The organism is Micromonospora sp. NPDC004704, from assembly GCF_053601675.1.
Genome location: NZ_JBSGCD010000002.1, coordinates 317,144 through 341,758 on the forward strand (window position 1 = coordinate 317,144; position 24,615 = coordinate 341,758).

Consider the following 24,615-nt stretch of genomic DNA (forward strand, 5'->3'; position numbering starts at 1 on the left):
CGCGTGCCGAGTCCCCTCCCGGAGGCGTCACCAACATGCTCGGTTCCACCCTTCGCATCCTGATCGTCGGCGGGGGCATCGCCGGTCTGGCGACCGCTCGCGCCCTCCGGCTCGCCGGTTTCCGGCCGGAGGTCACCGAGTGGCAGTCCGCGCCGATGGCGATCGCGGGCGGCATCTACCTTCCGGGCAATGCCGCCCGCGCCCTGCGTGACCTGGGCCTGGACAGCCCGGTCCGGCCACTCGGCCAGGTGATCGGCCGGCAGCGCTTCCTCGACGTACGCGGGCGCCGGTTGTGTGAGGTGGACCTCGGTCTGCTCTGGTCCGGCGTGGGGGAGTGCCGCGCGCTGCCCCGGGCCGAGTTGCACCAGGTGCTGCTGACCGCCGCCGGCGGCGAGGTCCGGTACGCCACCGGGATCAACACCCTGGAACTCGCCCGCGACGCCGTCTCGGTCACCTTCGACGACGGTCGCCAGGGCGAGTACGACCTGGTGATCGGGGCCGACGGCCGGCACTCCACGGTGCGAACGCTGGCCGCCCTCGGCGGTCCGGCCCGGCAGGTCGGTCAGATCGTCTACCGCAGCGTGGTCACCGGTGGACCCAGGGTCACCGACTGGACCGCGCTGCTCGGCCAGCACTCCGCCTTCGTGGTCGTGCCGATGGGTGCCGGCCGACTGCACTGCTACGCCGACGAAACCTGCGCCGACCTGCCGGACGACCCGATCGCCCGACTGCGGGAACGCTTCGCCGAGTACGGCGGCCCGGTGCCGGCCGTACTCGACGCGATCCGTTCCGTGCGGGTCGGTACGAGCGACGAGGTCGAGTTGGGACGCTGGTCGCGTGGGCGGGTGGTGCTGGTGGGTGACGCCGCACACGCCACCGCCCCGACCCTGGCCCAGGGCGCCGCGATGGCGCTGGAGGACGCCCTGGTGCTGGCCCGTGCGCTCGCTGCGGCGGAGACCGTGACCGAGGCGCTGGCGCGGTACGAGAGTCGTCGGCGCCCCCGTACGAAATGGGTGCTGGACCGGACCCGCGACCGGGACCGGACCAGGGACGTGCCGCCACCGCTGCGCGATCCGTTGTTGCGCGGACGTGGCGCCCGGATCTTCGCCGAGCACTACCGGTTACTACTCGATCCCGCGTAACCGCGCACCGCGACGCCGTCGCTGCGGCAAAAGCCGGTGGACCGCCCCCGACGGCGCATCCGGCCACCCGGCGCCGGAGCCGCCGCTGCTGGGGACTATTCTCGCCTCCGAGATACGGCCAACAGAGAATCAACAGCGCGTGCGGATCAGATCTGTGGGCGCAGTGGGACCAACGAGAACCGGAGGCCACTCGTGACCACCGTCGCACCGAAGCCGATCGTGACCCGGCCCTGGCCGGTCCGCCAGCCGGTAAAGGGTTCGGCCATCGCGCGGCTGCTGCGTACGACGGACGCGAAGCAGATCGGGATCATGTACATGATCACGGCTTTCGCGTTCTTCATGATCGGCGGCCTGATGGCGCTGCTGATGCGCGCCGAGCTGGCCCGGCCGGGACTGCAGTTCCTGTCGGCCGAGCAGTACAACCAGCTGTTCACCATGCACGGCACGATCATGCTGCTGTTCTTCGCGACGCCGATCGTGTTCGCGTTCGCGAACTACGTGGTGCCGTTGCAGATCGGCGCGCCGGACGTCTCCTTTCCCCGGCTGAACAGCTTCGCGTACTGGCTCTACCTGTTCGGCGGGACGATGGCCCTCGGCGGCTTCGTCAGCCCCGGTGGCGCCGCCGACTTCGGCTGGTTCGCCTACGCGCCGCTGAGCAGTGTGGAGAACTCGCCGGGTGTCGGCGCCAACCTGTGGATCGTCGGCCTGGCCATCTCCGGTCTGGGCACCATCCTCGGTGGCGTGAACATGATCACTACGATCCTCACGCTGCGTGCGCCCGGCATGACGATGTTCCGGATGTCCATCTTCACCTGGGCCATCCTCGTCACCAGCCTGCTGGTGATCATGGTCTTCCCGCTGCTCGCGGCGGCCCTGTTCGCGCTCGCCGCGGACCGGATACTCGGGGCGCACGTCTTCGACGCGGCCACCGGCGGACCGATGCTCTGGCAGCATCTCTTCTGGTTCTTCGGCCATCCCGAGGTCTACATCGTCGCGCTGCCGTTCTTCGGCATCATCAGCGAGGTCATCCCGGTCTTCTCCCGCAAGCCGATGTTCGGCTACAAGGGCATGGTCGGTGCGATGATCGGTATCGCCGCGCTGTCGATGAGCGTCTGGGCGCATCACATGTTCGCCACCGGCCAGGTGCTCCTGCCGTTCTTCTCGTTCCTGAGCTTCCTGATCGCCGTACCGACCGGCATGAAGTTCTTCAACTGGATCGGCACCATGTGGCGAGGCCAGATCAGCTTCGAGGCGCCCATGCTCTGGGCGGTCGGCTTCCTGGTCACGTTCCTCTTCGGTGGCCTCTCCGGCGTACTGCTGGCCAGCCCGCCGGTCGACTTCCACGTCTCCGACACGTACTTCGTGGTGGCGCACTTCCACTACGTACTCTTCGGCACCATCGTGTTCGCCGTCTTCGCCGGGATCTACTTCTGGTTCCCGAAGATGTTCGGCCGGATGCTGGACGAGCGCCTGGCCAAGGTGCACTTCTGGCTCACCATGGTCGGCTTCCACACCACCTTCCTGGTGCAGCACTGGCTCGGCGCCGAGGGCATGCCCCGGCGGTACGCCGACTACCTGCCCTCGGACGGCTTCACCACGTTGAACACGATCTCCACGATCGGCGCGTTCATCACCGGTATCTCCACGCTGCCGTTCATCTACAACGTCTGGAAGTCGTACAAGACCGGTCCGGTGGTCGAGGTCGACGACCCGTGGGGTCACGGCAACTCGCTCGAGTGGGCGACCAGCTCGCCGCCGCCGCTGCGGAACTTCGACCGGATGCCCCGGATCCGCTCCGAGCGCCCGGCATTCGACCTCAAGTTCCCGGAACTGGCCGCCGGTCACTCCCTGGCCGGTCCGCCCGAGGGCGGCGCCAAGCCCCTGACCAGCGAGTCCGACGGCGGCGCCAGCTACCAGGAAGACACCGCCTCCGACCTGGACCGCCGCTAAAACCCCAACCCACGGAAAGGCGCCGCCCCCACGGGGCGGCGCCTTTCCGCATCCCCACCCACCCCCACCCCAGCTCGTTGATCATGAAGTTAGCGCGGATTTTTCGCGCTCTGGGTGCGCTAACTTCATGATCAACGCCGGATCGGGGCGGTGGGGGTGGAGGGGGAGGGAGAGGAGGGCGGTTAGGGCGCCTAGGAGGCCGGTGGCGGCGAAGCCCCAGGCGGGGGATGTCGTGTCGATTATGGCGCCGGCCAGGGGGGCGCCCAGGGCCACGCCGACGGTGATGGCGGAGCCGTGCAGGCCCATCGCCTCACCGCGCACGCTGGCCGGGACGAGCCGGCTGACCGCGTCGGCGGTGGCCGCCAGGGTGGGCGCGCAGAGCGCACCGGCGGGCAGCAGCGCGAGGCTCAGCAGCCACCACCGGCCGCCGCCGAGTCCGACCGGGATGGTCGCCAGACCGAGCAGTACGGTCAGCAGCAACGGGGAGACGGGGCGGGACAGCGCACCGTACGCGAAGCCCCCGACCAGCGAGTACGCCGCCCACATCGTCAGCACCGCCCCGGTCCAGCCGACCTGGCCGTGCTCGCGCAGCACCGCCACCACCGAGACGTCGGTGCCGCCGAGCACCAGGGTGCCGGCCACACTGATGGCGAGCAGCCCGATCAGCCGAGGGGTGAGCCACTCCCGGCGCGCCACCGGCCGCCCCGGAGCGGTCGCCTCCGCCGCCGTCCTGGTCGGCGGGTTCAGCACGAACAGGATCACCCCGGACAGGACCATGCCGGCACCGATCGCGAACATGGTGACCTCGGGCGACACGGTGGTGGCCAGGAGCACGGCCAGCGCCGGCCCGGTCATGAAGGACACCTCGACCGACATCGAGTCCAGCGCGTACGCCTGCCGGCGCCGCTCCGGCGGGACCAGCGCGGCGATCGACTGCCGGACCACGGAGAAGACCGGCAGGGTCAGCAGACCGCCGAACAGCACCGAGCCGAGCAGGACCGGATACGACAGGTGCGGTGCGGTGAGCCAGAAGACCGCCGAGGCGATCGTGGTCAGCAGCAGTACCGGCCGCAGGCCCCGCCGGTCAACCAGCCGGCCCAGCAGGGGTGCGCCGAGGGCCGAGCCGACCGTCATCACACCCCCGACGGCTCCGGCGGCGGCGTAGCCGTACCCCAGACCGACCACGTGCAGGGTCAGCACCACGGCAGAGGCCGCCATCGGCACCCTGGCCAGGATCGACACCAGTAGCAGCGGGCGGAGCCCGGGCAGCGCGAGCGCTTTCCGGTAAGGCTTCAAATCCAACACGGTCCGTACCTCCCGGACCATCCTGGCCCAGGGGTGGGACACCGGCGCCACCGGGTTTTACGGCGCGATCCCCGACTCAGCGCCTCGCTGGCCGGCTCAGCGCGCCTGGATCACCGGTTCACCCAGGAGGATGATCCCCGCCTCGTCCAGCTCGGTGACCGTCTGGTCGGTGGTCAGGCGGGCCACCCCGGCGGTCAGGTCGAGCAGGACGGTGGTGGCGAAGCCCTCCCGGGCGGCGTCGAGGGCGGTCGCCCGTACGCAGTGGTCCGTGGCGATGCCGACCACGTCCACCGCGTCGACCTCGCGCCCGCGCAACCAGTCGGCCAGTGTCTCGCCGCCGTCCGAGAACCCCTCGAACCCGGAGTACGCCGCCGACCGTTCCCCCTTGCGGAACACCGCCTCGATCGGGTCCGTACGCAGGTTCGGGTGGAAATCGGCGCCCGGTGTCCCGGCCACGCAGTGCTCCGGCCACGAGTCCACGTAGTCCGCCGGCTCACTGAAGTGGGCGCCGGGGTCGACGTGGTAGTCCTTGGTCGCCACGACGTGCTGCCACCGGTCAGGTTCGGTTTCCAGCAGGTCGGAGATCCTCGTTGCGATCCCCGCGCCGCCGCCGACCGGGAGCGAGCCGCCCTCGCAGAAGTCGTTCTGCACGTCGACGATGATCAGTGCTCTGCTCATCTGGGTAGCGCCTTTCGGGTCGTTCCGAGGTCAGGTCGTGGGCACCACGGTGACCGGGATGGTCGGGTCGCCCGCGGAGAGCTTGAGCCCCTCCCAGGGGATCGAGATGAGGCACTGCCGCAGGTGCTCGCGGGACTCGACCAGGCCGGGCAGTTCCACCGGCTCGCCCGCGACCACGAAGCTGCGCTGCAGCAACCGGTCGTTGGGCCGGTGGTCGGGCACCCCCTGGGAGACCACGATCTCCTCGGTCGCCGTACCGGTCGGTTTGTGCCGGCGGATCGCCACCTTGCGCCCGCCGACGGTCGCCTTGTTCTCCGACCGCTTGACCACCGGACGCCCGTCGACCTCGACCAGCTTGTAGACCAGCCCGGCGGTGGGCGCGCCGGATCCGGTGACCACCGCCGTACCGGCGCCGTACATGTCGACCGGTTCGGCTGCGAGCGCGGCGATCGCGTACTCGTCCAGGTCGCCGGAGACGATGATCTTCGTTTCGGTGGCGCCGAGCGAGTCGAGCAACTCCCGCGAGTGGTGCGCCAGCACCGAAAGGTCACCCGAGTCGATCCGGATCGCCCGCAGGTCCGGGCCGGCGACCGCGATCGCGTTCCGGATGCCCTGGGCGATGTCGTACGTGTCGACGAGCAGCGTCGTCCCCTTGCCCTGCGCCGCCACCTGCGAGGCGAACGCCGCTGCCTCGTCGTCGTGCAGCAGCGTGAACGCGTGCGCGGCGGTGCCCGCCGTCGGGATCCCGTAACGCTGCCCGGCGGCCAGGTTGGAGGTGAAGCCGAAACCGGCCAGGTACGCCGACCGGGCTGCGGCGACCGCAGCCTCCTCGTGCGCCCGGCGGGAACCCATCTCGATCACCGTACGGCCACGGGCGGCGGTCACCATCCGGGCCGCGGCGGCGGCGATCGCGCAGTCGTGGTTGAGCACCGACAGGGCCAGGGTCTCCAGCATCACGCACTCGGCGAAGGTGCCGGAGACGGTCAGGATCGGCGAACCGGGGAAGAACAACTCGCCCTCGGCGTACCCCTCGATGTCGCCGGTGAAGCGGAACCGGGACAGCCAGGCGGCGGTCTGCTCGTCGACCACCCCGGCCTCGCGCAGCCAGTCCACCTCGGCGGAGTCGAAGCGGAATTCGCGGATCAGCTCGACCAGGCGGGCCGTGCCGGCGACCACGCCGTAACGCCGTCCGGTGGGCAGCCGGCGGGTGAACACCTCGAACACGCACTGCCGGTCGGCGGTGCCGTCCTTGAGTGCGGCACTGACCATGGTCAGCTCGTAGTGGTCGGTCAGCAACGAGGAACGGGGACTGCTCACCCGTCTAGCCTAAGCGCGGGCCCGTTCGGCCGGGACGGCATGTCCACAGGCGTTCATCCAGTGGTCTTGCCGTCGTGGTCCGGCAGTGCCCGCAGCGCCGGCCAGAGTTCCCCGCGCCCGGCCACCCCGAGCTTGGTGTAGACCCGCTGGAGATGGTTCTCCACCGTGCGGGTGGAGATGTAGAGCTGCTCCGCGATGTTGCGGCTCGGTACGCCACCGGCGGCCAACCGGGCGATCTGGCGCTCCCGCTCGGTCAGGGCCGGCTGCTCGGCGGTCAGCGCCGGGCTCCGTACGGTGTCGCACCGCTCCAGCAGCGCGCTGAGCCGTACGTTCGCCTCGTGCGCACGGGATGACTTGGCCTCGCGGAGCCGGGCCACCGCCATCGCCGTCGCCTCGGCGGCGAAGAGTGTCAGTTCCAACTCGTCGAAGCTGTCCGCCACCGCCAGCAGATCGTCGCCGGACCGGGCCGCCACCGCCCGGCCGTGCCGGGCCAGCAGCGGTGGCAGCACACCCTCGACCACCTCGGTCAGCTCGGTGAGCCGGTGCGCCACGCTCTGCCGCCGCCCCTCCCGGGTGGCCTGCCCGACCTCCGTGTCGGCACGGTCCAGCCGGACCAGGTCGTGCAGGGCCAGGATCTCGTGTCCGGTGAGCTTGTCCTCGCGGAGCTTGCCGACGAGCTTGACGAGGTGGCCGGCGGCACCGTCGAGGTTGCCGGTAGCGGCCAGTACGGCGGCCCGCGCCTGCTCCCGCCACGGGTAGAGGATCGCCATCCCGGATGAGTGTGTCTGATCGGAGGCCGCCATCGCGTCGGTGGCCTGCACGGTGTCACCGCGCAGCGCCGCCGCGTGGGCCCGTTCGGCGTGCGCCAGGCCGGCGAACACCCGGCTGGTGGCGAGCATCGCGCACGCGTCCGTGCTGGTCCGCAACGCGTCCGCGGTCCGGCCCCGCAGCCGGGCGGCCTGGGCGCGCAGGATCGACAGGTAACCGGAACCGAGCCGGAAGTCCCCGGCCACCGCCAGGTCGGCGAACTCGGCGGCCACGATCGCGTCGATGCCGCGCAGGTCACCGGCGAGGGCGAGCCGGGTGCCCCGGGCCAGTTCCAGGGCCAGTTGCAGGTACGGCATGTCGGTACGCCACAGGGCCGCCTCCGCCTCCACCCCGGCGATTGCCCGTCCGCTGTGCAGCAGTTCACCCTGGGCCGCCTGCAGGTGCGCGATCGTGCACCGGGCCAGCCCGCGGGCGGCGAGACTGGCCGCCGGCCGGTCCAGCACGGCCCGGCTCAGCCGGAGCGCGTCCGCGAACTCGAGCTGGTGCAGGCGCATGATCGCCTCGAAGGCGCGTACCCGGGCGCGGGCCGGCGGGTCGGTGAGCTGATCCGCCGCGGCCGAGATCTCCTTCACCGTCGACTGCTGACTGAGCCCCCAGTAGGTCACCATCCCGCGTACGGTCAGGTAACGGCCGCGCCGCTCGTCGGAGTCGACCTGGTCGACGATGCCGTCGAGGACCGTGATCGCCTTTTCCGGCTGGTCGGTGAACATCAGGATGGTGGCGAGCAGTTCGGCGGCGTCGAACCCGCCACCGGTGTCCAGCGCGGCCCGCGCCAGCCGGGCGGCGAGCGGTACGTCGAACCGGCCGAACGCCTGCACTGCCGCCTCCAGCAGCAGGACCGGATCCTGTGCGGTGCCGGAATCCAGCCGCAACACCGCCAGCCGCAGCACGTCGTCGCGGCGTTTGTTGCCGGTGGTCTGGAGCAGGTCGGCGAGTTCGGCCTTCAACCGCCGGGCCCTGGTCGCCGGGCACCGCTTGCGGACCAGATCACCGTAGAGCGGGTGGGCGAGCTGCACGTTGGTGCGACGGTCATCGCGGAACTCGCGGATCAGGCCGCGTTCCTGGGCCGTCTCCACGTCCAACTCGTCCGTGGCGTTCTGCAGCAGCCGCAGCCCGATCGGCTCGCCCAGGGCGACCAGTTCGAGCACCTGGCGTACGCCCGGACTGAGCTGCCCGATCCGGGTGTCGATCAACTCCTCCAGGCTCGGGGCCAGTTCCACCGGGCCGGACCGGGTCCAGGTCCAGGTGCCGAACTCGCTCTGCACCAGCTCGTTGCTGGTCATCGAGGCGATCACCAGCTCGCGCAGCATGAGCGCGTTGCCCTGGGAGTACCTGTACAGCCGGTCGGCGGAGATGCCGTCGAGCTGGCCGCCGAGCATCTCGTTGAGCAGGTCGTGCGCCTCGGGTGGGCCCATCGGGCTCAGCTCCGCGTGCTCGACCAGGTCGTCCCTCCACAGTGCCCGGATCGACAGCGGGATCTCCTCGCCGATGCGTACGGTGCAGAACACCTTGGCGTTCTCGGCGTGCGCGATCAGGTAGACCAGCGCGGCCGAGGACTGGTCGAGCAGGTGGGCGTCGTCGATGGCGAGCACGATGGTCCGGCCGGCGGCCTGCTGGTGCAGCGCGTCGAGCGCCCAGCGCAGCACGCCCGCGGCGGAGAGTCCGGCCGGCTGGTCGGCCGGCAGCACCTGGGCCAGGCCGCCGAGCGGAAGTCCGCCGGTGGCGATGTTCCCGGACGCGTGCCAGACTGCGAACCGGTCCGCCGGCAGCCGTTTGACCGCCTCCCGGAGGAGCCTGCTCTTGCCGATCCCGGCGTCACCACTGAAAATGAGGCCGCGACCGCGTGAACTGGTCGCGGCGGCGGTCAGTCGGTCAATCTCAGCCGCGCGGCCGACGAAGTTCCACAGGGGGATCGCCATCCCCGCAGCATATCGATCCAACTCATTCCAGGTGTGACTCGCGACGCGCCGGAGTTGAGTATGGCTACGGTTCCCGATGAGTAACAACGCTGCTCGCAGCGTGCGGGCATCGACACGTAGCGTTCTCCTTGTTCGGTGTTAATGCCGGACTCGTACCTGTCCGGCGTGATCCGTCGGACGCCGCCAGTTGGTTCAGGAGGCCGCCCGCATGGAGTCCGGACCGCGGTACAGCAGCACCGGTTCCGGCCCGGCCGACGCCGCCGGCACGGAGGGCGACCGACCGGACGCGGGTCCCGGCCCGGTCCGTACGTTCGCCGGCTCGGAGGTCGACGGCGGCCGACCCGCCGAGGCACCGGACCCGGCGGAGGTACGCGCACAGCCCGGCCCCGCACCCGCCGGCACCGAACAGCCCCGCGTCGACGCCGCGCTGGTCGACCCCGCGCCCGACGAACCGCTCGCCGTGGTGGCCGTCGGACCCGCCGGAGCGGACCGCACCGCCGTGCTCGCCGCCCTGCTCGACACCGACGAGTCCGGGCTGCGGGCACCGGAGGGCAGCTACCTGGTGGTACGGCACGGCCGGGAGGTCACCGGCGCCGCCTACGTCCCCGGTTACCGGGATCCGCACGGGTACGCCACCGGGGCGACCGCCGCCGGTCCGGCCCTGGCCCGCCCGCCCCGCCGGGTCGAACTGACCCACCCCGAGCCACTGCTGCGCCGCTTCGACCTGGTCGACGCCCCGGACACCGGAAGTCTCGGGCTGGCCGGCACCCGGGTCCTGCTCGACGTGGTCGAGCGGTCCGGTGCGCTGCTGTTCGTGATCTCCGCCGACCAGGCGCTGGGCCTGGCCGACCTGGACCTGCTGACCCAGGTCGCGCGGGGCGAGGCGAAGGTCTTCTTCGCCGTCACCCCGGGCGCGGACGGCTGGCCGGAGGCCGACACCAACCTCGGGCCGCTGCGTCCGGAGGACGACCTCGGCCCGGACATCGGTTACGTCCTGGACGCGCGCGATCCCGGTCCGACGCGGGTGATCCTCGCCGCGCACCGGGCCGCCCTGCTGGCCGCGGTGCCGGCCCTGGCCGACGCGGACTGGTTCGCCGTCGACCCGAAGTACGGGGACACCGGCCCGCTGCGCGGCGTGCTGGTGGACTGGGCCGACCGGGAGGCGATGCGCCGGGTCGCCGCGCATCCCCCGGTGCCGCCGAACGCCACCCGTACCGTCCCGGTGGCCCGGGACGCGCACGAGTCGGATTGGGCCGACTGGCTCGACCGGGAGGTGCATACCCGCGCCCACCGGCTCCGCCAGCACCTCGCCCTCGAACTCGCCCACATCCACCTGCGCTGCGTGCAGGAACTCGTCTTCGGCGGCGGGTGCCGGGCGCTGCCCGGTGCGCTGGACCGCGAACTGCACGCCCTGTCGCTGCGTGCCGTCGCCGAGTCCGACCTGGGCGTCGAGCGGATCCTGACCGAAACCCTCACCCGGGTCTTCGGCCAGCCACCGGACGAGGCGGTACGCCGACGGGTGGCGGTCGCCGTACGGTGGGGGTTCGCCGAGGACCGGGGCGGCCGGGAACTGGCCCGGGTGCTGCTCGTCACGAGCACCGGCGGGGTCGCCACGGTCACCGGGGCGCGAGCCGTGCAGGCGCTGGCGGCGTACCCCGGCGAGCTGGGCGGGACGGTCCTGCCGCCGATCGGCGCCGGTCTGTCCGGCGGCTGCTACCAGCACTGGCGCAACCCGGCGAACGCCGACACCCCCAAGGGCCGGTCCTGGCTCCAGCGGGCGCTGCGGGAGGTCGAGCTGGAGCTGGCCCGCGAGCTGACCAGACGGTTCGAGGCGGTCCAGGTCTCCCTGGGTACGGTGCTGAACGACGCCGTCGACCACGGCATCCTGCTCGCCTAGGCATGCCCCCGCGCCAACCGCCGAAGATCTTTCCGCGCCAACTTCCGGACAACGGCGGCGTTCCGGTTCAACAGTTCCCGTGGGGCAGTGGCACGATGGAGGGCATGGCGGCTCCCCAGATCGCACCAGTCGAGACGCCGGACACCGAGGAGGTGCCGGTTTCCGACCGGGCCTGGGTCACCATCGTCTGGGACGATCCGGTGAACCTGATGTCCTACGTCACCTGGGTGCTGCAGAAACTCTTCGGCTACAGCCACGAGAAGGCCGAGCAGCTCATGCTCGACGTACACCACAAGGGTCGCGCGGTGGTGTCCAGCGGCGCCCGTGAGCGGATGGAACACGACGCGGCACAGTTGCACGGCTACGGACTCTGGGCGACAGTCGACCGGTCGTGAATAGTGGGCACCGGGTTATTCGGTCCGGTCGGGCGCACGAGGGCAGCGGGGAATCGGAGTGAGCATGTTCCGTCGGTACGGCGAACACTGCGTGGCCACCTTCGCCGCGGACGAGGTACGGGTGCTGCGCAAGGTCGCCGGCGAGGTGGTCGGCCTGCTCACCGACGGTTTCGATCATGACGATCCGGTGGTCGGCCGGCTCTTTCCGGACATCTATCCCGAAGATCCGGCCAACTCGGCCGAGTTCCGCCGGTACACCGAGGGTGACCTGAAGACCGGCAAGATCGACCAGGCCGGGGCGATCCTGGCCGGGCTGCCGCCGGAGACCGGTGGTGAGGTACGTCTCGATCCCGAGGCGGCCGAGGCGTGGCTGCGCGCCCTCAACGACGCCCGGCTGGCGATGGGGGTACGGCTGGAGATCAAGGACGGCACCGACCTGGGTGACGAACTCGACCAGGCGATCCTGCAGGATCCGACCTCGAGCCGGGTGTTCCAGCTCTCCGTCTACGCCTATCTCGGTTACCTGCAGGAGTCCCTGCTCAACGCCCTGGTCGACTAGACAACGCGTACGCCGAGGGGCCCCGGGCGCAAACCCGGGGCCCTTCGCCGTGACCATGGTTCACCCGAAGGTGAGGGTGGCCAGTTCGTCGTCGTCCAGGGTCAGCGCGGTGGCGGCCACCGAGTCGAGGATCGACTCCGGCCGGCTCGCGCCGGGGATCGGGATGACCACCGGCGACTGGGCCAGGTGCCAGGCCAGACAGATCTGCTGCGGGCTGACACCCCGGGCGGCGGCCACGTCGGCGAACGGCTGGAACCGGTTGCCCAGCTCGCCCGCCTGGGCGATCCCGCCCAGCGGGGACCAGGGCAGGAACGCGATCCCCAGCTCGTCGCAGAGCAGCAGTTCCGGCTCGGAGCTGCGGAACGCGGGGGAGAACTGGTTCTGCACCGACACCAGCCGACCGCCGAGGATCTCCTGGGCCTGCCGGATCTGGTCCGGGTTCGCGTTGGAGATCCCGGCCATCTGGATCTTGCCCTCGTCCAGCAGGTCGCGTACCGCACCGATCGAGTCGGCGTACGGGACCGAGGGGTCGGGGCGGTGGTGCTGGTAGAGGCCGATCGAGTCGACGCCCAGCCGCTTGAGCGACGCCTCGCAGGCCGCCCGGATCTGCTCCGGTCGGCCGTCGGTTCCCCAGGTGCCGTCGCCGGGCCGGACCATCCCGCCCTTCGTGGCGACGAGTACGTCCGAGGTGTCGCCGCCGTAGCTGCCCAGGGCTCGGGCGATCAGCGACTCGTTGTGGCCGACCTCGTCGGCGTACTGGTGGTAGGCGTCGGCGGTGTCGATCAGCGTGACACCGGCGTCGAGCGCGGCGTGGATGGTCCGGATCGACCGGTTCTCGTCGTCCGGGCGGCCCTCGATCGACATCGGCATGCCACCGAGGCCGATCGCGCTCACCTCGACGGCGCCGATACGGCGGTTCTTCATGACGGAGCCCTCCTTGGATCACATCTCGACTAACAGCTTCCCTCCCCGTGACCGGGCTAACCCGGCTGGGGGTCCACGGGTGAGGTGGCCCCCGCCGGGGCCCCGAATCAGGCGGTAAGCTGGTGCCGTGCTGAGCATCGACCGGGCTATCCGCGACGCGATCGTCGCGCATGCTCGTCGGGACCACCCCGACGAGGCCTGCGGTGTGGTCGCCGGCCCGGCCGGGAGCGACCGGCCGACCCGTCACATCCCGATGGACAACGCCGCCCGCTCGATGACCTTCTACGAGTTCGACTCGATGGAGCATCTGCGGGTCTGGCGGGAGATGGACGACCGGGACGAGGAGCCGGTGGTGATCTACCACTCGCACACCGCGACCGAGGCCTACCCCTCCCGCACCGACGTCTCCTTCGCCGGTGAACCGGGCGCGCACTACCTGCTGGTCTCCACCCGTGACCCGGACGCCGAGGAGATCCGCTCGTTCCGCATCGTGGACGGCGTGGTCACCGAGGAGCCGGTCGAGATCGTCGAGGCCGCGGTGGACCCGCACGCGGTGCAGTCCTACATGTTCGGGCAGAGCCCGACGACGGTCGACTACGAGTGTTCCGGCCGCTGACCCGCTCGCGGGTGGCGCCCTGTCCGTAGTCCCTCCTTCCTCCGAAACCGTCGCATCTTTAGGAGTAACACCATGGCCATCGAGGTTCGCATCCCCACCATCCTGCGCAGCTACACCGGCGGCGCGAAGATCGTCGAAGGCGCCGGGGACACCCTGGCCGAGCTGCTGTCCAACCTGGACTCCAACCACGCCGGCCTGCGTGGCCGGCTGGTCACCGACGAGGGCGCCCTGCACCGGTTCGTCAACGTCTACGTCAACGACGAGGACGTACGTTTCCTCGGCGCCCTGGACGCGAAGGTCGCCGACGGCGACACCGTGACCATCCTGCCGGCCGTGGCCGGTGGCGCGTTCGGCTTCGCCGCGGCTGCGGCGATCATCTCGCACAGCGCGGCGACGGGTCGCCGCGCACCGGTCACCACCCGCTGAGGCGGCCGCCGTGGCGCGGTACGACAACCTGCTCGACGCCTGCGGCGGAACGCCGCTGGTGGGTCTGCCGCGCCTCTCACCGACGGTGCCCGAAGGGGCACCGCCGGTGCGGCTGTGGGCCAAGCTCGAGGACCGCAACCCGACCGGGAGCATCAAGGACCGGCCGGCCCTGCACATGGTCCGGGCGGCCGAGGCGGCGGGCCGGCTCCGGCCGGGCGACACGATCCTCGAACCGACCAGCGGCAACACCGGTATCTCGCTGGCCATGGTGGCGAAGCTGCACGGCTACCGGCTGGTCTGCGTGATGCCGGAGAACGTCTCCACCGAACGGGTCCAGCTCCTCCGGATGTACGGCGCGGAGATCATCTTCTCGCCGGACGCGGGCGGTTCCAACCAGGCGGTGGCGACGGCCAAGCAGATAGCGGCCGAACACCCGGACTGGGTGATGCTGTTCCAGTACGGCAACGACGCGAACGCGCGGGCGCACTACGAGACCACCGGACCGGAACTGCTCCAGGACCTGCCGACGATCACGCACTTCGTGGCCGGGCTGGGCACCACCGGGACCCTGATGGGCACCGGCCGGTACCTGCGGGAGAAGGTCGAGGGCATCGAGATCGTCGCCGCCGAACCACGGTACGGCGAGGTGGTCTACGGGCTGCGCAACATCGACGAGGGCTACGTGCCCGAGTTGTACGACGCGACCGTACTGAGCCGGCGGTTCTCCGTCGGGACCCGGGACGCGGTGCTGCGTACCCGGCAACTGGTCGAGGTGGAGGGCATCTTCGCCGGGTTCTCCACCGGTGCCATCCTGCACGCCGCGCTGGCGGTGGCACACGAGGCGGTACGCGCCGGCCGCCGGGCCGACGTCGCGTTCGTGGTCGCCGACGGCGGCTGGAAGTACCTCTCCACCGGCGCCTACGGCGGCACCCTCAGCGACGCCGAGGAAGCCCTGGAGGGTCAACTCTGGGCCTGAGACCCTCGCCGCGGTTCACAACGCGGCGAGGGTCAGCGCCAGGTTGACCGCGAGCGGCAGCGTGGCCAGACTCAGCATGATCCAGGGCAGTCGAGGGTGCCGGACGGAGAGGAACGCGACCATGGTCAGCGCGACGCCGCCCAGGCCGACGGCGGCCATCGTCGGCTCGTACCAGTCCGGTGCCGCCCCCGCGACGATCGCGACCAGTCCGCGCAGCCCGGTGGCGAGCCCGATCAGACCCAACGCGGTGGCCCAGCCGCACACGCCGAGGATCTGCCGGCTGGTGCCGCGCGGACCCGCCCGCCGGGTGCAGATCGGGTGGTCCGCGGTGGGCGCCGCCCAGGGCACCAGGGGCGGCTGCGGTGCCATGGTGGCGCCGTCGTCCGGTCCGGCGTACGCCGGGCGTACCCGCGCCGCGGCCCGCGCGACCGTCGGGGCGACGGCGTACGCGGTCTCCGGCGCGTGGGTGGCCACCGGATGACCGGTGGGCGCCGCCGGCCGGATCGTGCCGGTCGCCACCAGCGGTACGGTGCCGAGAGCGACCGCCGGCATGGCCGTCTCCCGCTGCGGGGCGCCAGTCGTCATCTCAGCCTCGGTGGGCACGGTGCACCGTCCTGGTCCAGATCATCGCCCGCCACCGTCGGCGGGACTTGTCACCTGATGCAACGCTCAGGCGTGACGGGGCGTAACGGCGAGGTACGGGAAGTCGTTCGGCCCAAGTGGGAGGCGGAGGTTGGGGCGGTGTCACCTTGGCGACAACAAGCACCAGTTTTTTCTTGCCTCCCGGTGTCGAAGCGTAGGCTGCGCACCGTGACCGAGGCGCCGGCAAAGATCGTCTACTCATTGGTCGGCGGGCTGTCCGTGACCATCGGTAACTTCAGGGCGACCGGATGCGACTGACTGTTCTGGGCTGTGCCGGGAGCTTCCCGGGTCCCGAGGCGGCCTGCTCGGCCTACCTGGTCGAGGCCGACGGATTCCGCCTGCTGGTCGACTTCGGCTCCGGATCACTCACCGCCCTGCAGCGCTACGCCGGGCTGCACGCGGTCGACGCGATCCTCCTCACCCACCTGCACTGCGACCACATCCTCGACGCGGTCACCTACGTCGTCGTGCGCCGGTACGCCCCCGACGGGCCGTACCCGCCGCTGCCGGTGTACGCACCGGCCGGGGCGCCGGACCGGCTCGCCGCCGCGTACAGCCAGGAGGAGACCGGCGTCGACGACGTCTACACCTTCTACGGCCTGCAGCCGGGCAGCTTCCCGATCGGCCCGTTCACGGTCACCGTCGACCGGGTCAACCACCCGGTCGAGACCTACGGCGTACGCCTGGAGCACAACGGGCGGTCGCTCGCGTACTCCTCCGACACCGCCCCCTGCGAGGCGCTGCTCCGGCTGGCCCAGGGTGCCGACCTCTTCCTCTGCGAGGCGAGCTACCTCGACGGCGTGGACAACCCCCCGGACCTGCACCTGACCGGGCGCGAGGCCGGGGAGATCGCCACCAAGTCCGAGGTCGGCCGGCTGGTGCTGACCCACCTGGTCAGTGCCTGGGGAAGCGAGGCGCTGACCCACGAGGCCGCGGCGTCGGCCTTCGCCGGCCCGGTGGAAATCGCCCGACCGGGTGCCCGCTACGACATCTGACGACGGGTCGGACATCGACGGCGACATCTTGTGCGGCACTGTTTGCCAGCCGGTCAGCTAGCCGTCGCCCGCCGCACCAGCACGGGTTCCACGGTGAGCGCATGCGCATCGCGATCGTCACGGAGTCCTTCCCACCGGATGTCAACGGTGTGGCGCACTCCGTCGTCCGCGTCGCCGAGCACCTGGTCCACCGGGGGCACACCCCGATCGTGATCGCGCCGGCGCCGTCGTCAGCCACCCGTGGTGTTCCCGGCGACCACCCGTACCCGGTGATCCGGGTGCCGAGCGTGGCCGTGCCCCGCTACCGCAGCTTCCGGCTCGGGCTGCCGTCCGCCCGGCTCGCCGACGCGCTGAACCAGCACGCCCCCGACGTCGTCCACCTGGCCAGCCCGTTCGTGCTCGGTGCCCGGGGCATGGCGGTGGCCGGTCAACTCGACCTGCCGACCCTGGCGGTCTACCAGACCGACCTGGCCGCGTACGCCCGGCACTACCGGCTCGGGTGGGGCGAGGCCGCCGCCTGGCGTTGGCTGCGCAACATCCACAACGCCGCCGACCGTACCCTCGCCCCGTCCACCCGGTCCGCCGCCGACCTGGTCACGCACGGCGTACAGCGGGTGTGGTTGTGGCGCCGGGGTGTCGACAGCGTCCGGTTCGACCCGGCGCTGCGCAGCGAAGAGGCACGCGCGACCCTCGCCCCGAACGGCGAACTCCTGGTCGGCTACGTCGGCCGGTTGGCGGTGGAGAAGCGGGTGGAACTGCTCGCGGCCACCTCCCGGCTGCCCGGCGTACGGCTGGTCATCGTCGGGGACGGGCCGGCGCGGCGGGACCTGGAACGGGCCCTGCCCGAAGCGCTCTTCCTCGGTTCCCGGCAGGGGTCGGAACTCGCCCGGCTCTACGCCAGCCTGGACGTCTTCGTGCACAGCGGCCCGTACGAGACGTTCGGGCAGACCGTCCAGGAGGCGCTGGCCAGCGGCCTGCCGGTGGTCGCACCGGCCGCCGGTGGGCCACTGGACCTGATCGAGTCCGGGGTGACCGGGACCCTGGTGCCGCCGGAGGACGGGGCCGCGCTCGCCGACGCGGTCGCCGAGCTGGCCGGTGACGCCGAGCGCCGCCGGGCGTACGGCCTCGCGGCCCGGACCTGGGTGGCCAGCCGGACCTGGGCGGCCGTCGGTGACGAGCTGATCGGGCACTACCGGGCGGTGCTGACCGGTGCCGGAGCCACCGCCCCCCGCCGGATCGCCGCGTGACGGCGCTGCGCATCGTCCGGCTGGCGAACTTCGTCACCCCCCGCTCCGGCGGGCTGCGTACCGCGCTGCGCTGCCTCGGCGCCGGGTACCGGGCGGCCGGACACGAACCCGTACTGGTTGTTCCCGGCGAGCGCGCCGGTGACGAGATGGTGGGCCCGGACCGGGTCATCACCCTGCCCGGACCGGTGCTGCCCGGTACCGGCGGCTACCGGGTCCTCGCCGGCCGCCGCCGGTTGCGCCGGCTGCTGGAGGAACTGGAGCCGGACCGGCTGGAGGTCTCGGACCGGTCGACCCTGCGGTGGACCGGCGCCTGGGCGAAGGCTCACGGGGTGCCGTCGCTGATGGTGTCGCACGAGAGCCTGACCGGGCTGCTCGGCGTCTGGGGTGCCCCGGCACCGATCGGGCAGCGGGTGGCCGACCGGCTCAACGGGCGCAGCGCGGCCACGTACGACCGGGTGGTCTGCACCACCGACTGGGCCGCGGCGGAGTTCCGCCGGATCGGGGCGCCGAACCTGAGCCAGGTGCCGCTCGGCGTCGACCTGGAGGGGTTCCACCCGGACCGGCACAACCCGGCCGTACGCGCCGAGTACGCCCCCGACGGCGAGGTGCTGCTGGTGCACTGCAGCCGGCTGTCGCCGGAGAAGCGCCCCGACCTGGCGATCGACGCGCTGGCGGCGCTCCGGGCCAACGGTGTGCCGGCGACGCTGGTGGTGGTCGGTGACGGGCCCCGCCGGACCGCGCTCGGCCACCGGGCCGCCGGGCTGCCGGTGCACTTCACCGGGTTCCTGCCCGACCGGGACCGGGTCGCGGGCCTGCTGGCCAGCGCGGACGTGGTGGTCGCGCCGGGACCGGTGGAGACGTTCGGGCTCGCCGGTCTGGAGGCGCTCGCCTGCGGTACGCCGGTCGTGGTGAACGCCGCCAGCGCGTTGCCGGAGGTGGTGGGGGAGGCAGGCAGGGGCGCGGACGGCACCGGTGACGCCTTCGCCGAGGCGATCGTGTCCGTGCTGGCCACGCCGGAGTCGGAACGCCGGGCCACCGCCCGCGCCCGAGCCGAGCGGTTCAGCTGGGCCGCCTCGGTCGAGGGCTTCCTCCGCGCCCACGACGCCCCGGTCGCGGTGTCCGTCCCCGCCTGACCCGCGCCGCCGTCCCGGCTCCGGCCGCCGGGTTCCGGGGTCTGTTCCGGCGCGACGGGGTGCCCCAGGGCGGCGGGCTGCGGTGTAACACATAGGCTGCCCCCATGGCACGACCTGATGGGCGGCAGCCCGATGAACTCCGGCCGGTGACACTGACCCGGCAGTGGAGCGTGCACCCGGAAGGGTCCGTGCTCGTCGAGTTCGGCCAGACCCGGGTGCTCTGCACGGCGAGCGTCACCGAGGGGGTGCCCCGGTGGCGCAAGGGATCCGGCCTCGGCTGGGTCACCGCCGAGTACTCGATGCTGCCCCGGGCCACCACCACCCGCTCCGACCGGGAGAGCGTCAAGGGCCGGATCGGCGGCCGGACGCAGGAGATCTCCCGGCTGATCGGTCGCAGCCTGCGGGCCTGTATCGACCTGAAGGCGCTGGGCGAGAACTCGATCGTGCTCGACTGTGACGTACTCCAGGCCGACGGGGGGACCCGTACCGCCTCGGTGACGGGCGCGTACGTCGCCCTGCACGACGCGGTCGGCTGGCTGGCCGCCCGCAAGGCGCTGGCCGGTAAGCCGGCCTCGGTGATGCACCGCTCGGTCGCCGCGGTCAGCGTCGGCATCGTCGACGGTGAGCCCCGGCTCGACCTGAACTACCTGGAGGACGTGGCCGCCGAGGTGGACATGAACATTGTCTGCACCGGTGCCGGGGACTTCGTCGAGGTGCAGGGGACCGGTGAGGCCAACGTCTTCGCCCGGGACCAGCTCGACGCCCTGCTCGACCTCGGGGTGCTCGGCTGCGCGGAGCTGGCCGACGCCCAACGCAAGGCCCTGGCCGGCTGAGAGTGGAACGAGGAGAGCAGATGACCCGGGTGCTGCTGGCGACCCGCAACACCAAGAAGCTGGTCGAGCTGCAGCGCATCCTGGACGGGGCGCTCGGTCCACAACGGATCGAGCTGGTCGGCCTGGCCGACCTGCCCGCGTACCAGGAGGTGCCGGAGACCGGACTCACGTTCGGCGAGAACGCCCTGCTGAAGGCGCGCGAGGGGGTCAAGCACACCGGCCTGCCGACGGTGGCCGACGACTCCGGCCTGACCGTGGACGCCCTCAACGGGATGCCGGGTGTGTTCAGCGCCCGCTGGTCCGGCCGGCACGGCGACGACCGGGCCAACCTGGAACTGCTGCTGGGGCAGACCGGTGACGTACCGGACGAGCACCGGGGCGCCGCCTTCGTCTGCGCGGTGGCCCTGGTCCTGCCGGGCGGCAAGGAACACCTGGTCGACGGCAGGCAGACCGGTCGGCTGCTGCGCGCTCCGCGCGGCGAGGGCGGCTTCGGCTACGACCCGGTCTTCCTCGGCGACGGCCAGGAGCGTACGAACGCCGAACTCTCACCGACCGAAAAGGACGCGGTAAGCCACCGGGGCAAGGCACTCCGTGCCCTGGCGAAGGTCATCGCCAAAGTCCTGCTGCCGCTCTAACCCCCCACCCCCCACCCCCCACCCCTTTCCCTCGTCGATCTTGCAGTTGTGGCGCCAGGAATTGACCGTTTCGCCTGGTATGCGTACGACCACAACTGCAAGATCGGCGCGGGGGCGGCGCTAGGGGAGGGGGCCGATTTCTGACTCGATCGTGGTGCGTAGGTCCGGGCCGGAAACCACCGCGCGGGCGGCCTCCAGGGCCGGGGCGAGGAAGATGTCCGGGCCGGGTTCCCCGGCGAACCGGGCCACCGCGTTCACCGCGGCCCGACCGGCCGGTGACGGGGTCAGCGGGGCGCGCAGTTGCAGTCCGCGTACGCCGGCCAGCAGTTCCACCGCGAGCAGGCTGGTCAGGTTGTCCAGCACCGTACGGAGTTTGCGGGTGGCCGCCCAGCCCATCGAGACGTGGTCCTCCTGCATCCCGCTGGTGGGCAGGGAGTCCACCGAGGCCGGGGCGGCCAGCCGGCGGTTCTCCGCCACGATCCCGGCCGCGGTGTACTGGGCGATCATCAGCCCGGAGTTGACCCCGGCGTCCGGGGTGAGGAACGCCGGCAGGTCCCGGTTGCGGGTGATGTCGAGCAGCCGGTCCACCCGACGCTCCGAGATCGCGCCCACCTCGGCGGCGGCGATGGCGAGGAAGTCGGCGGCGAAGCCGAGCGGGGCGCCGTGGAAGTTACCGGTCGACTCGACCCGACCGTCCGGCAGCACCACCGGGTTGTCGACGATGGAGAGGAGTTCCCGTCCGGCGACCGAGGTGACAAAACCGAGGGTGTCCCGGGCGGCGCCGGCGACCTGCGGGGCGCACCGCATCGAGTACGCGTCCTGGACCGCGTGCACCAGGTCGTTGCGGTGGGAGTCCATGATGTCCGACCCCTGGAGCAGCCGGTGGATGTTCGCCGCCGAGACGGCCTGCCCCGGATGCGGGCGGATGGCGTGCAACTCGGGCTGGAACGGCCGGTCGGTGCCGAGCATCGCCTCGATCGCCAGGGCGGCGGTGACGTCGGCCATCGCGAACAGGTGTTCCGCGTCCCCGATCGCGAGCAGCAGCATGCCGAGCATGCCGTCGGTGCCGTTGATCAGCGCCAGCCCCTCCTTGGCGGCCAGCTCGATCGGGGCCAACCCGGCCCGGTGCAGGGCCACCGAGGCGTCCTCGCGGGTGCCGCCGCCCTTGCCGAGGATCCACCCCTCGCCGAGCAGGGCCAGTGCGCAGTGCGCCAGCGGGGCCAGGTCACCGGAGGCGCCGAGCGAGCCGTGCTCCGGCACCCACGGGGTGATGTCGTGGTTGAGCAGGTCGACCAGGGACTGCGCGACCAGTGGCCGGACCCCGGAGTGGCCGAGCGCGAGCGAGCGTACGCGCAGCAGCATCATCGCCCTGACCACCTCGCGGGGCATCGGGGCACCGATCCCGGCGGCGTGGGAACGGATCAGCGCGTGCTGCAGCTCCGCCCGGCGCTCGGGGGCGATGAAGGTGTTGGCGAGCGCGCCGAAGCCGGTGGAGACCCCGTAGACCGGGCGGCCGTCCTGTTCGATCCGGTCCACGATCGCCCGGCTGGTCTCCATCGCCGCGATCGTGGCGGGGTCGAGCACAACCGTGGCCGAGCCGCGGGCGACGGCGACGACGTCGGCGGGGGTGACGCCGGTGGGGGTGACGGTGACTACTGACATTGCGGTACTCCGTTGTGCAGGACCTGGCGGATCAGCGGTACCCCTGGCCGGTAGGCCAGGTGCAGATACGAGGGCGCGTCGAGGATGGTCAGGTCGGCCCGCGCGCCCCGGCGCAGCACGCCGACGTCGTCGCGGCGCAGCGCCCGTGCCCCGCCGGCGGTCGCGGCCCAGACCGCCTCCGCCGGGGTCATTCCCATTTCGCGTACGGCGAGAGCGATGCAGAACGGCACCGACGAGGTGTACGACGAGCCGGGGTTGCAGTCCGTGGCGAGGGCGACCACGGCACCGGCGTCGAGCAGGCGCCGGGCGTCCGGGTAGACCGACCGGGTGGAGAACTCGGCACCGGGCAGCAGGGTGGCGACCGTCTCCGAACCGGCCAGCGCGTCGATGTCGGTGTCGGTGAGGTGGGTGCAGTGGTCCGCGCTGGCCGCGCCGAGTTCCACCGCGAGCCGCACTCCGGGACCGGGGCCGAGCTGGTTTGCGTGCAGGCGTACGCCGAGACCGGCGGCCTGACCGACGGTGAGGATCGCGCGGGCGTGGTCGGCGTCGAACGCGCCCCGTTCGCAGAACACGTCGATCCACCGGGCGTACGGCAGGGCGGCGCGCAGCATCGGCCCGCAGACCAGGCTGACGTAGTCGTCGGGCCGGTCGGCGTACTCGGCGGGGACGACGTGGGCGCCGAGGAAGGTGGTCTCGGTGCTGAACTCACCGGCGATCCGCAGCGAGCGGGCCTCGTCGGCGACGCTGAGCCCGTACCCGCTCTTGATCTCGATCGTGGTGGTGCCCTGGCGCAGCGCCTCGATCCGCAGCCGGGAGACGTTGGCCCGGAGCGTGTCGTCGCTGGCGGCGCGGGTGGCGCCGACCGTGGTCCGGATCCCGCCGCCGGTGTACGGCTGACCGGCCATCCGGGCCGCGAACTCGGGTGCCCGGTCACCGGCGAAGACCAGGTGCGAGTGGCTGTCCACGAATCCGGGGAGCACCGCCGCGCCGTCGGCGTCGATCCGCCCGTCGGCGGCCGGGGCGTACTTCGCCGGGCCGAGCCAGGCGATCCGGCCGTCCTCGACCAGGACCGCCGCCCGGCGCCGGATGCCGAGCGGGCCGCTCTCGCCGTAGGGCTCGTTGGTGACCAGCTCACCGATGTTGTCGACCAGCAGGCTCGGCCCCGGGTGGGCGCTCACCGCCACACCCGCGCGATCGACCGGTGAAGTTCGGCGGCCACGTCGATCGACACGTGCCGGCCGTCCCGGACCACCGCCCGACCGTCGACCAGTACGTCGGTGACGTCGGCGGCGGTGGCGGCGAAGAAGACCCCGGCGGGCGGCACCGCCGCGGTCCGTACGCTGTCCAGCCGGACCGTGACCAGGTCGGCCCGGTTGCCGGCGGCGATCGTGCCGGCGTCGGTCCAGCCCAGCGCGGCGTGCCCGGCGGCGGTGGCGGCGTGGGTGAGCGCGGCCGGGGTGAAGTGCCCGCGCCGCTCGGTACGCAGCCGCTCGTCGAGTTCGACCGCCCGCGCCTCCTCGAACAGGTCGATCACGGCGTGGCTGTCCGAGCCGAGGCTCAGCGGGCTGCCGGCGTCGGCGAGGGCGCGGGCCGGTCCGATCCCGTCGGCCAGGTCCCGTTCGGTGGTCGGGCAGAGGCAGGCGCCGGTGCCGGTCTCGCCGAGCAGGGCCACCCCGTCCTCGGTCAGGTGGGTGGCGTGCACCGCGGTCGAGGTCGGCCCGAGTACGCCCATGTCGGCGAGGAGCTGGACCGGGGTGCAGCCGTGGGTGGCGAGGCAGGCGTCGTTCTCGGCCCGCTGCTCGGAAAGGTGGAAGTGCAGGGGCCCGCCGTTGTTGCGGTAGGCGAAGGTGGACAGCGAACCGAGCGGGACCGCCCGGACCGAGTGCAGCGCGGCACCGAGCAGCAGATGCGCCGCGGCCCCCAGCTTGCCGTGCCGGTCCGACCAGGCGTCCACGTCCCGGTCGCCGAACCGGCGCTGCACCCCGTGCAGCGGCTCACCGTCCACGGTGGAGGTCAGGTAGAGCGTGTCCAGCAGGGTGAGCCGGACACCGGCCTGGTCGGCAGCCTCGACCAGCGCGGCACCCATCACGTTCGGTTCGTCGTACGGGGTGCCGTCGGGCTGGTGGTGCAGGTAGTGGAACTCGCCCACGCAGGTGATCCCGGCCAGCGCCATCTCGGCGTACGTGGCTCGGGCCAGGGCCAGGTAGGTGTCCGGGTCGAGTCGCCCGGCGACCTCGTACATCCGGTCCCGCCAGCTCCAGAACGTACCGCCGTCGGTCTGGGTGTGGCCGCGCAACGCCCGGTGAAACGCGTGCGAGTGGGCGTTCGCCAGCCCCGGCAGGGTGACCCCCGGCAGCCGCCGCACGCCTGGCGGCACCTGCACCCCGGCGGTCACCCCGGTGAACCTGCCGTCGGCGATCTCGATCAGCACGTCGGGGGTGGGTGACTCGTCGCCGGGCAGCCAGGCGTACTCGGCGTGGAACCGTTGTGTGCTCATGCGTCCTCCACCGGTTCGAAGTCGGTGCCGCCGCTGCTC

At 72.0% G+C, this 24,615-nt stretch carries 22 protein-coding genes; 13 read left to right on the top strand and 9 right to left on the bottom strand.

What is annotated here, in order from left to right; translation table 11 throughout:
- Window positions 1–35: 35 nt before the first annotated feature.
- A complete protein-coding gene (locus tag ACWEFB_RS03700) occupies window positions 36–1,142 on the top strand; it encodes an FAD-dependent monooxygenase (protein ID WP_452282112.1) in 1,107 nt (368 codons plus the stop codon).
- Between the two features lie 192 nt (window positions 1,143–1,334).
- The gene (gene ctaD, locus ACWEFB_RS03705) at window positions 1,335–3,092 is read left to right on the top strand and encodes an aa3-type cytochrome oxidase subunit I (RefSeq protein WP_452281899.1); all 1,758 of its coding nucleotides are present in this window, start codon (window positions 1,335–1,337) and stop codon (window positions 3,090–3,092) included.
- Between the two features lie 81 nt (window positions 3,093–3,173).
- On the opposite strand, the gene ACWEFB_RS03710 is transcribed toward ctaD, so the two are convergent.
- From ACWEFB_RS03710 to ACWEFB_RS03725, 4 genes are all read right to left on the bottom strand, one after another.
- A complete protein-coding gene (locus ACWEFB_RS03710; protein WP_452282114.1) occupies window positions 3,174–4,418 on the bottom strand; it encodes an MFS transporter in 1,245 nt (414 codons plus the stop codon).
- A 75-nt stretch (window positions 4,419–4,493) separates the two neighbouring features.
- The gene (locus tag ACWEFB_RS03715; RefSeq protein ID WP_452281901.1) at window positions 4,494–5,075 is read right to left on the bottom strand and encodes an isochorismatase family protein; all 582 of its coding nucleotides are present in this window, start codon (window positions 5,073–5,075) and stop codon (window positions 4,494–4,496) included.
- 30 nt (window positions 5,076–5,105) lie between these two features.
- Window positions 5,106–6,392, bottom strand: coding sequence for a nicotinate phosphoribosyltransferase (locus ACWEFB_RS03720; protein WP_326560684.1), 1,287 nt, complete (start codon window positions 6,390–6,392; stop codon window positions 5,106–5,108).
- Window positions 6,393–6,445: 53 nt separating this feature from the next.
- A complete protein-coding gene (locus ACWEFB_RS03725) occupies window positions 6,446–9,139 on the bottom strand; it encodes a LuxR C-terminal-related transcriptional regulator (RefSeq protein WP_452281904.1) in 2,694 nt (897 codons plus the stop codon).
- Between the two features lie 208 nt (window positions 9,140–9,347).
- Here ACWEFB_RS03725 and ACWEFB_RS03730 point away from each other — a divergent pair, with 208 nt between their 5' ends.
- The 3 genes from ACWEFB_RS03730 (at window position 9,348) to ACWEFB_RS03740 (ending at window position 11,990) form a co-directional block, all read left to right on the top strand.
- Complete coding sequence (locus tag ACWEFB_RS03730; protein WP_452281906.1) at window positions 9,348–11,036, top strand: hypothetical protein; 1,689 nt, start codon at window positions 9,348–9,350, stop codon at window positions 11,034–11,036.
- A gap of 104 nt (window positions 11,037–11,140) precedes the next feature.
- Window positions 11,141–11,431, top strand: coding sequence for an ATP-dependent Clp protease adapter ClpS (gene clpS, locus ACWEFB_RS03735; protein ID WP_326563011.1), 291 nt, complete (start codon window positions 11,141–11,143; stop codon window positions 11,429–11,431).
- 64 nt (window positions 11,432–11,495) lie between these two features.
- Window positions 11,496–11,990, top strand: a complete 495-nt coding sequence (locus ACWEFB_RS03740) for a DUF2017 domain-containing protein (RefSeq protein ID WP_452282116.1) — start codon at window positions 11,496–11,498, stop codon at window positions 11,988–11,990.
- Between the two features lie 60 nt (window positions 11,991–12,050).
- Here ACWEFB_RS03740 and ACWEFB_RS03745 read toward each other — a convergent pair whose 3' ends face one another.
- A complete protein-coding gene (locus ACWEFB_RS03745; protein WP_326560681.1) occupies window positions 12,051–12,914 on the bottom strand; it encodes an aldo/keto reductase in 864 nt (287 codons plus the stop codon).
- A gap of 127 nt (window positions 12,915–13,041) precedes the next feature.
- Here ACWEFB_RS03745 and ACWEFB_RS03750 point away from each other — a divergent pair, with 127 nt between their 5' ends.
- From ACWEFB_RS03750 to ACWEFB_RS03760, 3 genes are all read left to right on the top strand, one after another.
- Entirely contained in the window at window positions 13,042–13,530 is a 489-nt protein-coding gene (locus tag ACWEFB_RS03750; protein WP_326560680.1) for a M67 family metallopeptidase, read from the top strand.
- 72 nt (window positions 13,531–13,602) lie between these two features.
- The gene (locus ACWEFB_RS03755; protein WP_326560679.1) at window positions 13,603–13,956 is read left to right on the top strand and encodes a MoaD/ThiS family protein; all 354 of its coding nucleotides are present in this window, start codon (window positions 13,603–13,605) and stop codon (window positions 13,954–13,956) included.
- A 10-nt stretch (window positions 13,957–13,966) separates the two neighbouring features.
- Window positions 13,967–14,932, top strand: a complete 966-nt coding sequence (locus tag ACWEFB_RS03760) for a PLP-dependent cysteine synthase family protein (RefSeq protein WP_452281909.1) — start codon at window positions 13,967–13,969, stop codon at window positions 14,930–14,932.
- Window positions 14,933–14,947: 15 nt separating this feature from the next.
- Here ACWEFB_RS03760 and ACWEFB_RS03765 read toward each other — a convergent pair whose 3' ends face one another.
- Window positions 14,948–15,517, bottom strand: coding sequence for a hypothetical protein (locus ACWEFB_RS03765; protein ID WP_452281911.1), 570 nt, complete (start codon window positions 15,515–15,517; stop codon window positions 14,948–14,950).
- Window positions 15,518–15,822: 305 nt separating this feature from the next.
- Here ACWEFB_RS03765 and ACWEFB_RS03770 point away from each other — a divergent pair, with 305 nt between their 5' ends.
- The 5 genes from ACWEFB_RS03770 (at window position 15,823) to rdgB (ending at window position 20,417) form a co-directional block, all read left to right on the top strand.
- The gene (locus tag ACWEFB_RS03770) at window positions 15,823–16,569 is read left to right on the top strand and encodes an MBL fold metallo-hydrolase (protein ID WP_452281913.1); all 747 of its coding nucleotides are present in this window, start codon (window positions 15,823–15,825) and stop codon (window positions 16,567–16,569) included.
- A gap of 101 nt (window positions 16,570–16,670) precedes the next feature.
- Window positions 16,671–17,816, top strand: coding sequence for a glycosyltransferase family 4 protein (locus ACWEFB_RS03775; protein ID WP_452281915.1), 1,146 nt, complete (start codon window positions 16,671–16,673; stop codon window positions 17,814–17,816).
- A gap of 5 nt (window positions 17,817–17,821) precedes the next feature.
- Window positions 17,822–18,949 (top strand): glycosyltransferase, encoded by a 1,128-nt coding sequence (locus ACWEFB_RS03780; RefSeq protein ID WP_452282118.1) that lies wholly within the window; start codon window positions 17,822–17,824, stop codon window positions 18,947–18,949.
- Between the two features lie 104 nt (window positions 18,950–19,053).
- Window positions 19,054–19,782: a ribonuclease PH gene (gene rph / locus ACWEFB_RS03785; RefSeq protein WP_326560674.1), complete on the top strand. Its 729-nt coding sequence runs from the start codon at window positions 19,054–19,056 to the stop codon at window positions 19,780–19,782.
- A gap of 20 nt (window positions 19,783–19,802) precedes the next feature.
- Complete coding sequence (gene rdgB, locus ACWEFB_RS03790) at window positions 19,803–20,417, top strand: RdgB/HAM1 family non-canonical purine NTP pyrophosphatase (protein WP_452281918.1); 615 nt, start codon at window positions 19,803–19,805, stop codon at window positions 20,415–20,417.
- A gap of 120 nt (window positions 20,418–20,537) precedes the next feature.
- Here rdgB and hutH read toward each other — a convergent pair whose 3' ends face one another.
- From hutH to ACWEFB_RS03805, 3 genes are read right to left on the bottom strand one after another with little or no spacing between them, the layout of a single operon-like run.
- Window positions 20,538–22,079 carry a histidine ammonia-lyase gene (hutH, locus tag ACWEFB_RS03795; protein ID WP_452281920.1) on the bottom strand — a complete coding sequence of 514 codons (1,542 nt, stop codon included), beginning with the start codon at window positions 22,077–22,079 and terminating at the stop codon, window positions 20,538–20,540.
- Complete coding sequence (gene hutI, locus ACWEFB_RS03800) at window positions 22,070–23,257, bottom strand: imidazolonepropionase (protein WP_452281922.1); 1,188 nt, start codon at window positions 23,255–23,257, stop codon at window positions 22,070–22,072. The genes hutH and hutI overlap by 10 nt, the downstream gene beginning before the upstream one ends.
- Complete coding sequence (locus ACWEFB_RS03805; RefSeq protein ID WP_452281924.1) at window positions 23,254–24,576, bottom strand: formimidoylglutamate deiminase; 1,323 nt, start codon at window positions 24,574–24,576, stop codon at window positions 23,254–23,256. The genes hutI and ACWEFB_RS03805 overlap by 4 nt, the downstream gene beginning before the upstream one ends.
- Window positions 24,577–24,615 lie beyond the last annotated feature (39 nt).

Bases quoted from the DNA above. Each gene is read 5' to 3' on its own strand.
- ACWEFB_RS03765 (WP_452281911.1), bottom strand. From the start codon at position 15,517: ATGACGACTGGCGCCCCGCAGCGGGAGACGGCCATGCCGGCGGTCGCT.
- ACWEFB_RS03805 (WP_452281924.1), bottom strand. From the start codon at position 24,576: ATGAGCACACAACGGTTCCACGCCGAGTACGCCTGGCTGCCCGGCGAC.
- ACWEFB_RS03725 (WP_452281904.1), bottom strand. From the start codon at position 9,139: ATGGCGATCCCCCTGTGGAACTTCGTCGGCCGCGCGGCTGAGATTGAC.
- hutH (WP_452281920.1), bottom strand. From the start codon at position 22,079: ATGTCAGTAGTCACCGTCACCCCCACCGGCGTCACCCCCGCCGACGTC.
- ACWEFB_RS03745 (WP_326560681.1), bottom strand. From the start codon at position 12,914: ATGAAGAACCGCCGTATCGGCGCCGTCGAGGTGAGCGCGATCGGCCTC.
- rph (WP_326560674.1), top strand. From the start codon at position 19,054: ATGGCACGACCTGATGGGCGGCAGCCCGATGAACTCCGGCCGGTGACA.
- ACWEFB_RS03710 (WP_452282114.1), bottom strand. From the start codon at position 4,418: ATGGTCCGGGAGGTACGGACCGTGTTGGATTTGAAGCCTTACCGGAAA.
- ACWEFB_RS03715 (WP_452281901.1), bottom strand. From the start codon at position 5,075: ATGAGCAGAGCACTGATCATCGTCGACGTGCAGAACGACTTCTGCGAG.
- ACWEFB_RS03700 (WP_452282112.1), top strand. From the start codon at position 36: ATGCTCGGTTCCACCCTTCGCATCCTGATCGTCGGCGGGGGCATCGCC.
- rdgB (WP_452281918.1), top strand. From the start codon at position 19,803: ATGACCCGGGTGCTGCTGGCGACCCGCAACACCAAGAAGCTGGTCGAG.
- ACWEFB_RS03755 (WP_326560679.1), top strand. From the start codon at position 13,603: ATGGCCATCGAGGTTCGCATCCCCACCATCCTGCGCAGCTACACCGGC.
- ACWEFB_RS03730 (WP_452281906.1), top strand. From the start codon at position 9,348: ATGGAGTCCGGACCGCGGTACAGCAGCACCGGTTCCGGCCCGGCCGAC.
- ACWEFB_RS03740 (WP_452282116.1), top strand. From the start codon at position 11,496: ATGTTCCGTCGGTACGGCGAACACTGCGTGGCCACCTTCGCCGCGGAC.
- ACWEFB_RS03770 (WP_452281913.1), top strand. From the start codon at position 15,823: ATGCGACTGACTGTTCTGGGCTGTGCCGGGAGCTTCCCGGGTCCCGAG.
- ACWEFB_RS03775 (WP_452281915.1), top strand. From the start codon at position 16,671: ATGCGCATCGCGATCGTCACGGAGTCCTTCCCACCGGATGTCAACGGT.
- clpS (WP_326563011.1), top strand. From the start codon at position 11,141: ATGGCGGCTCCCCAGATCGCACCAGTCGAGACGCCGGACACCGAGGAG.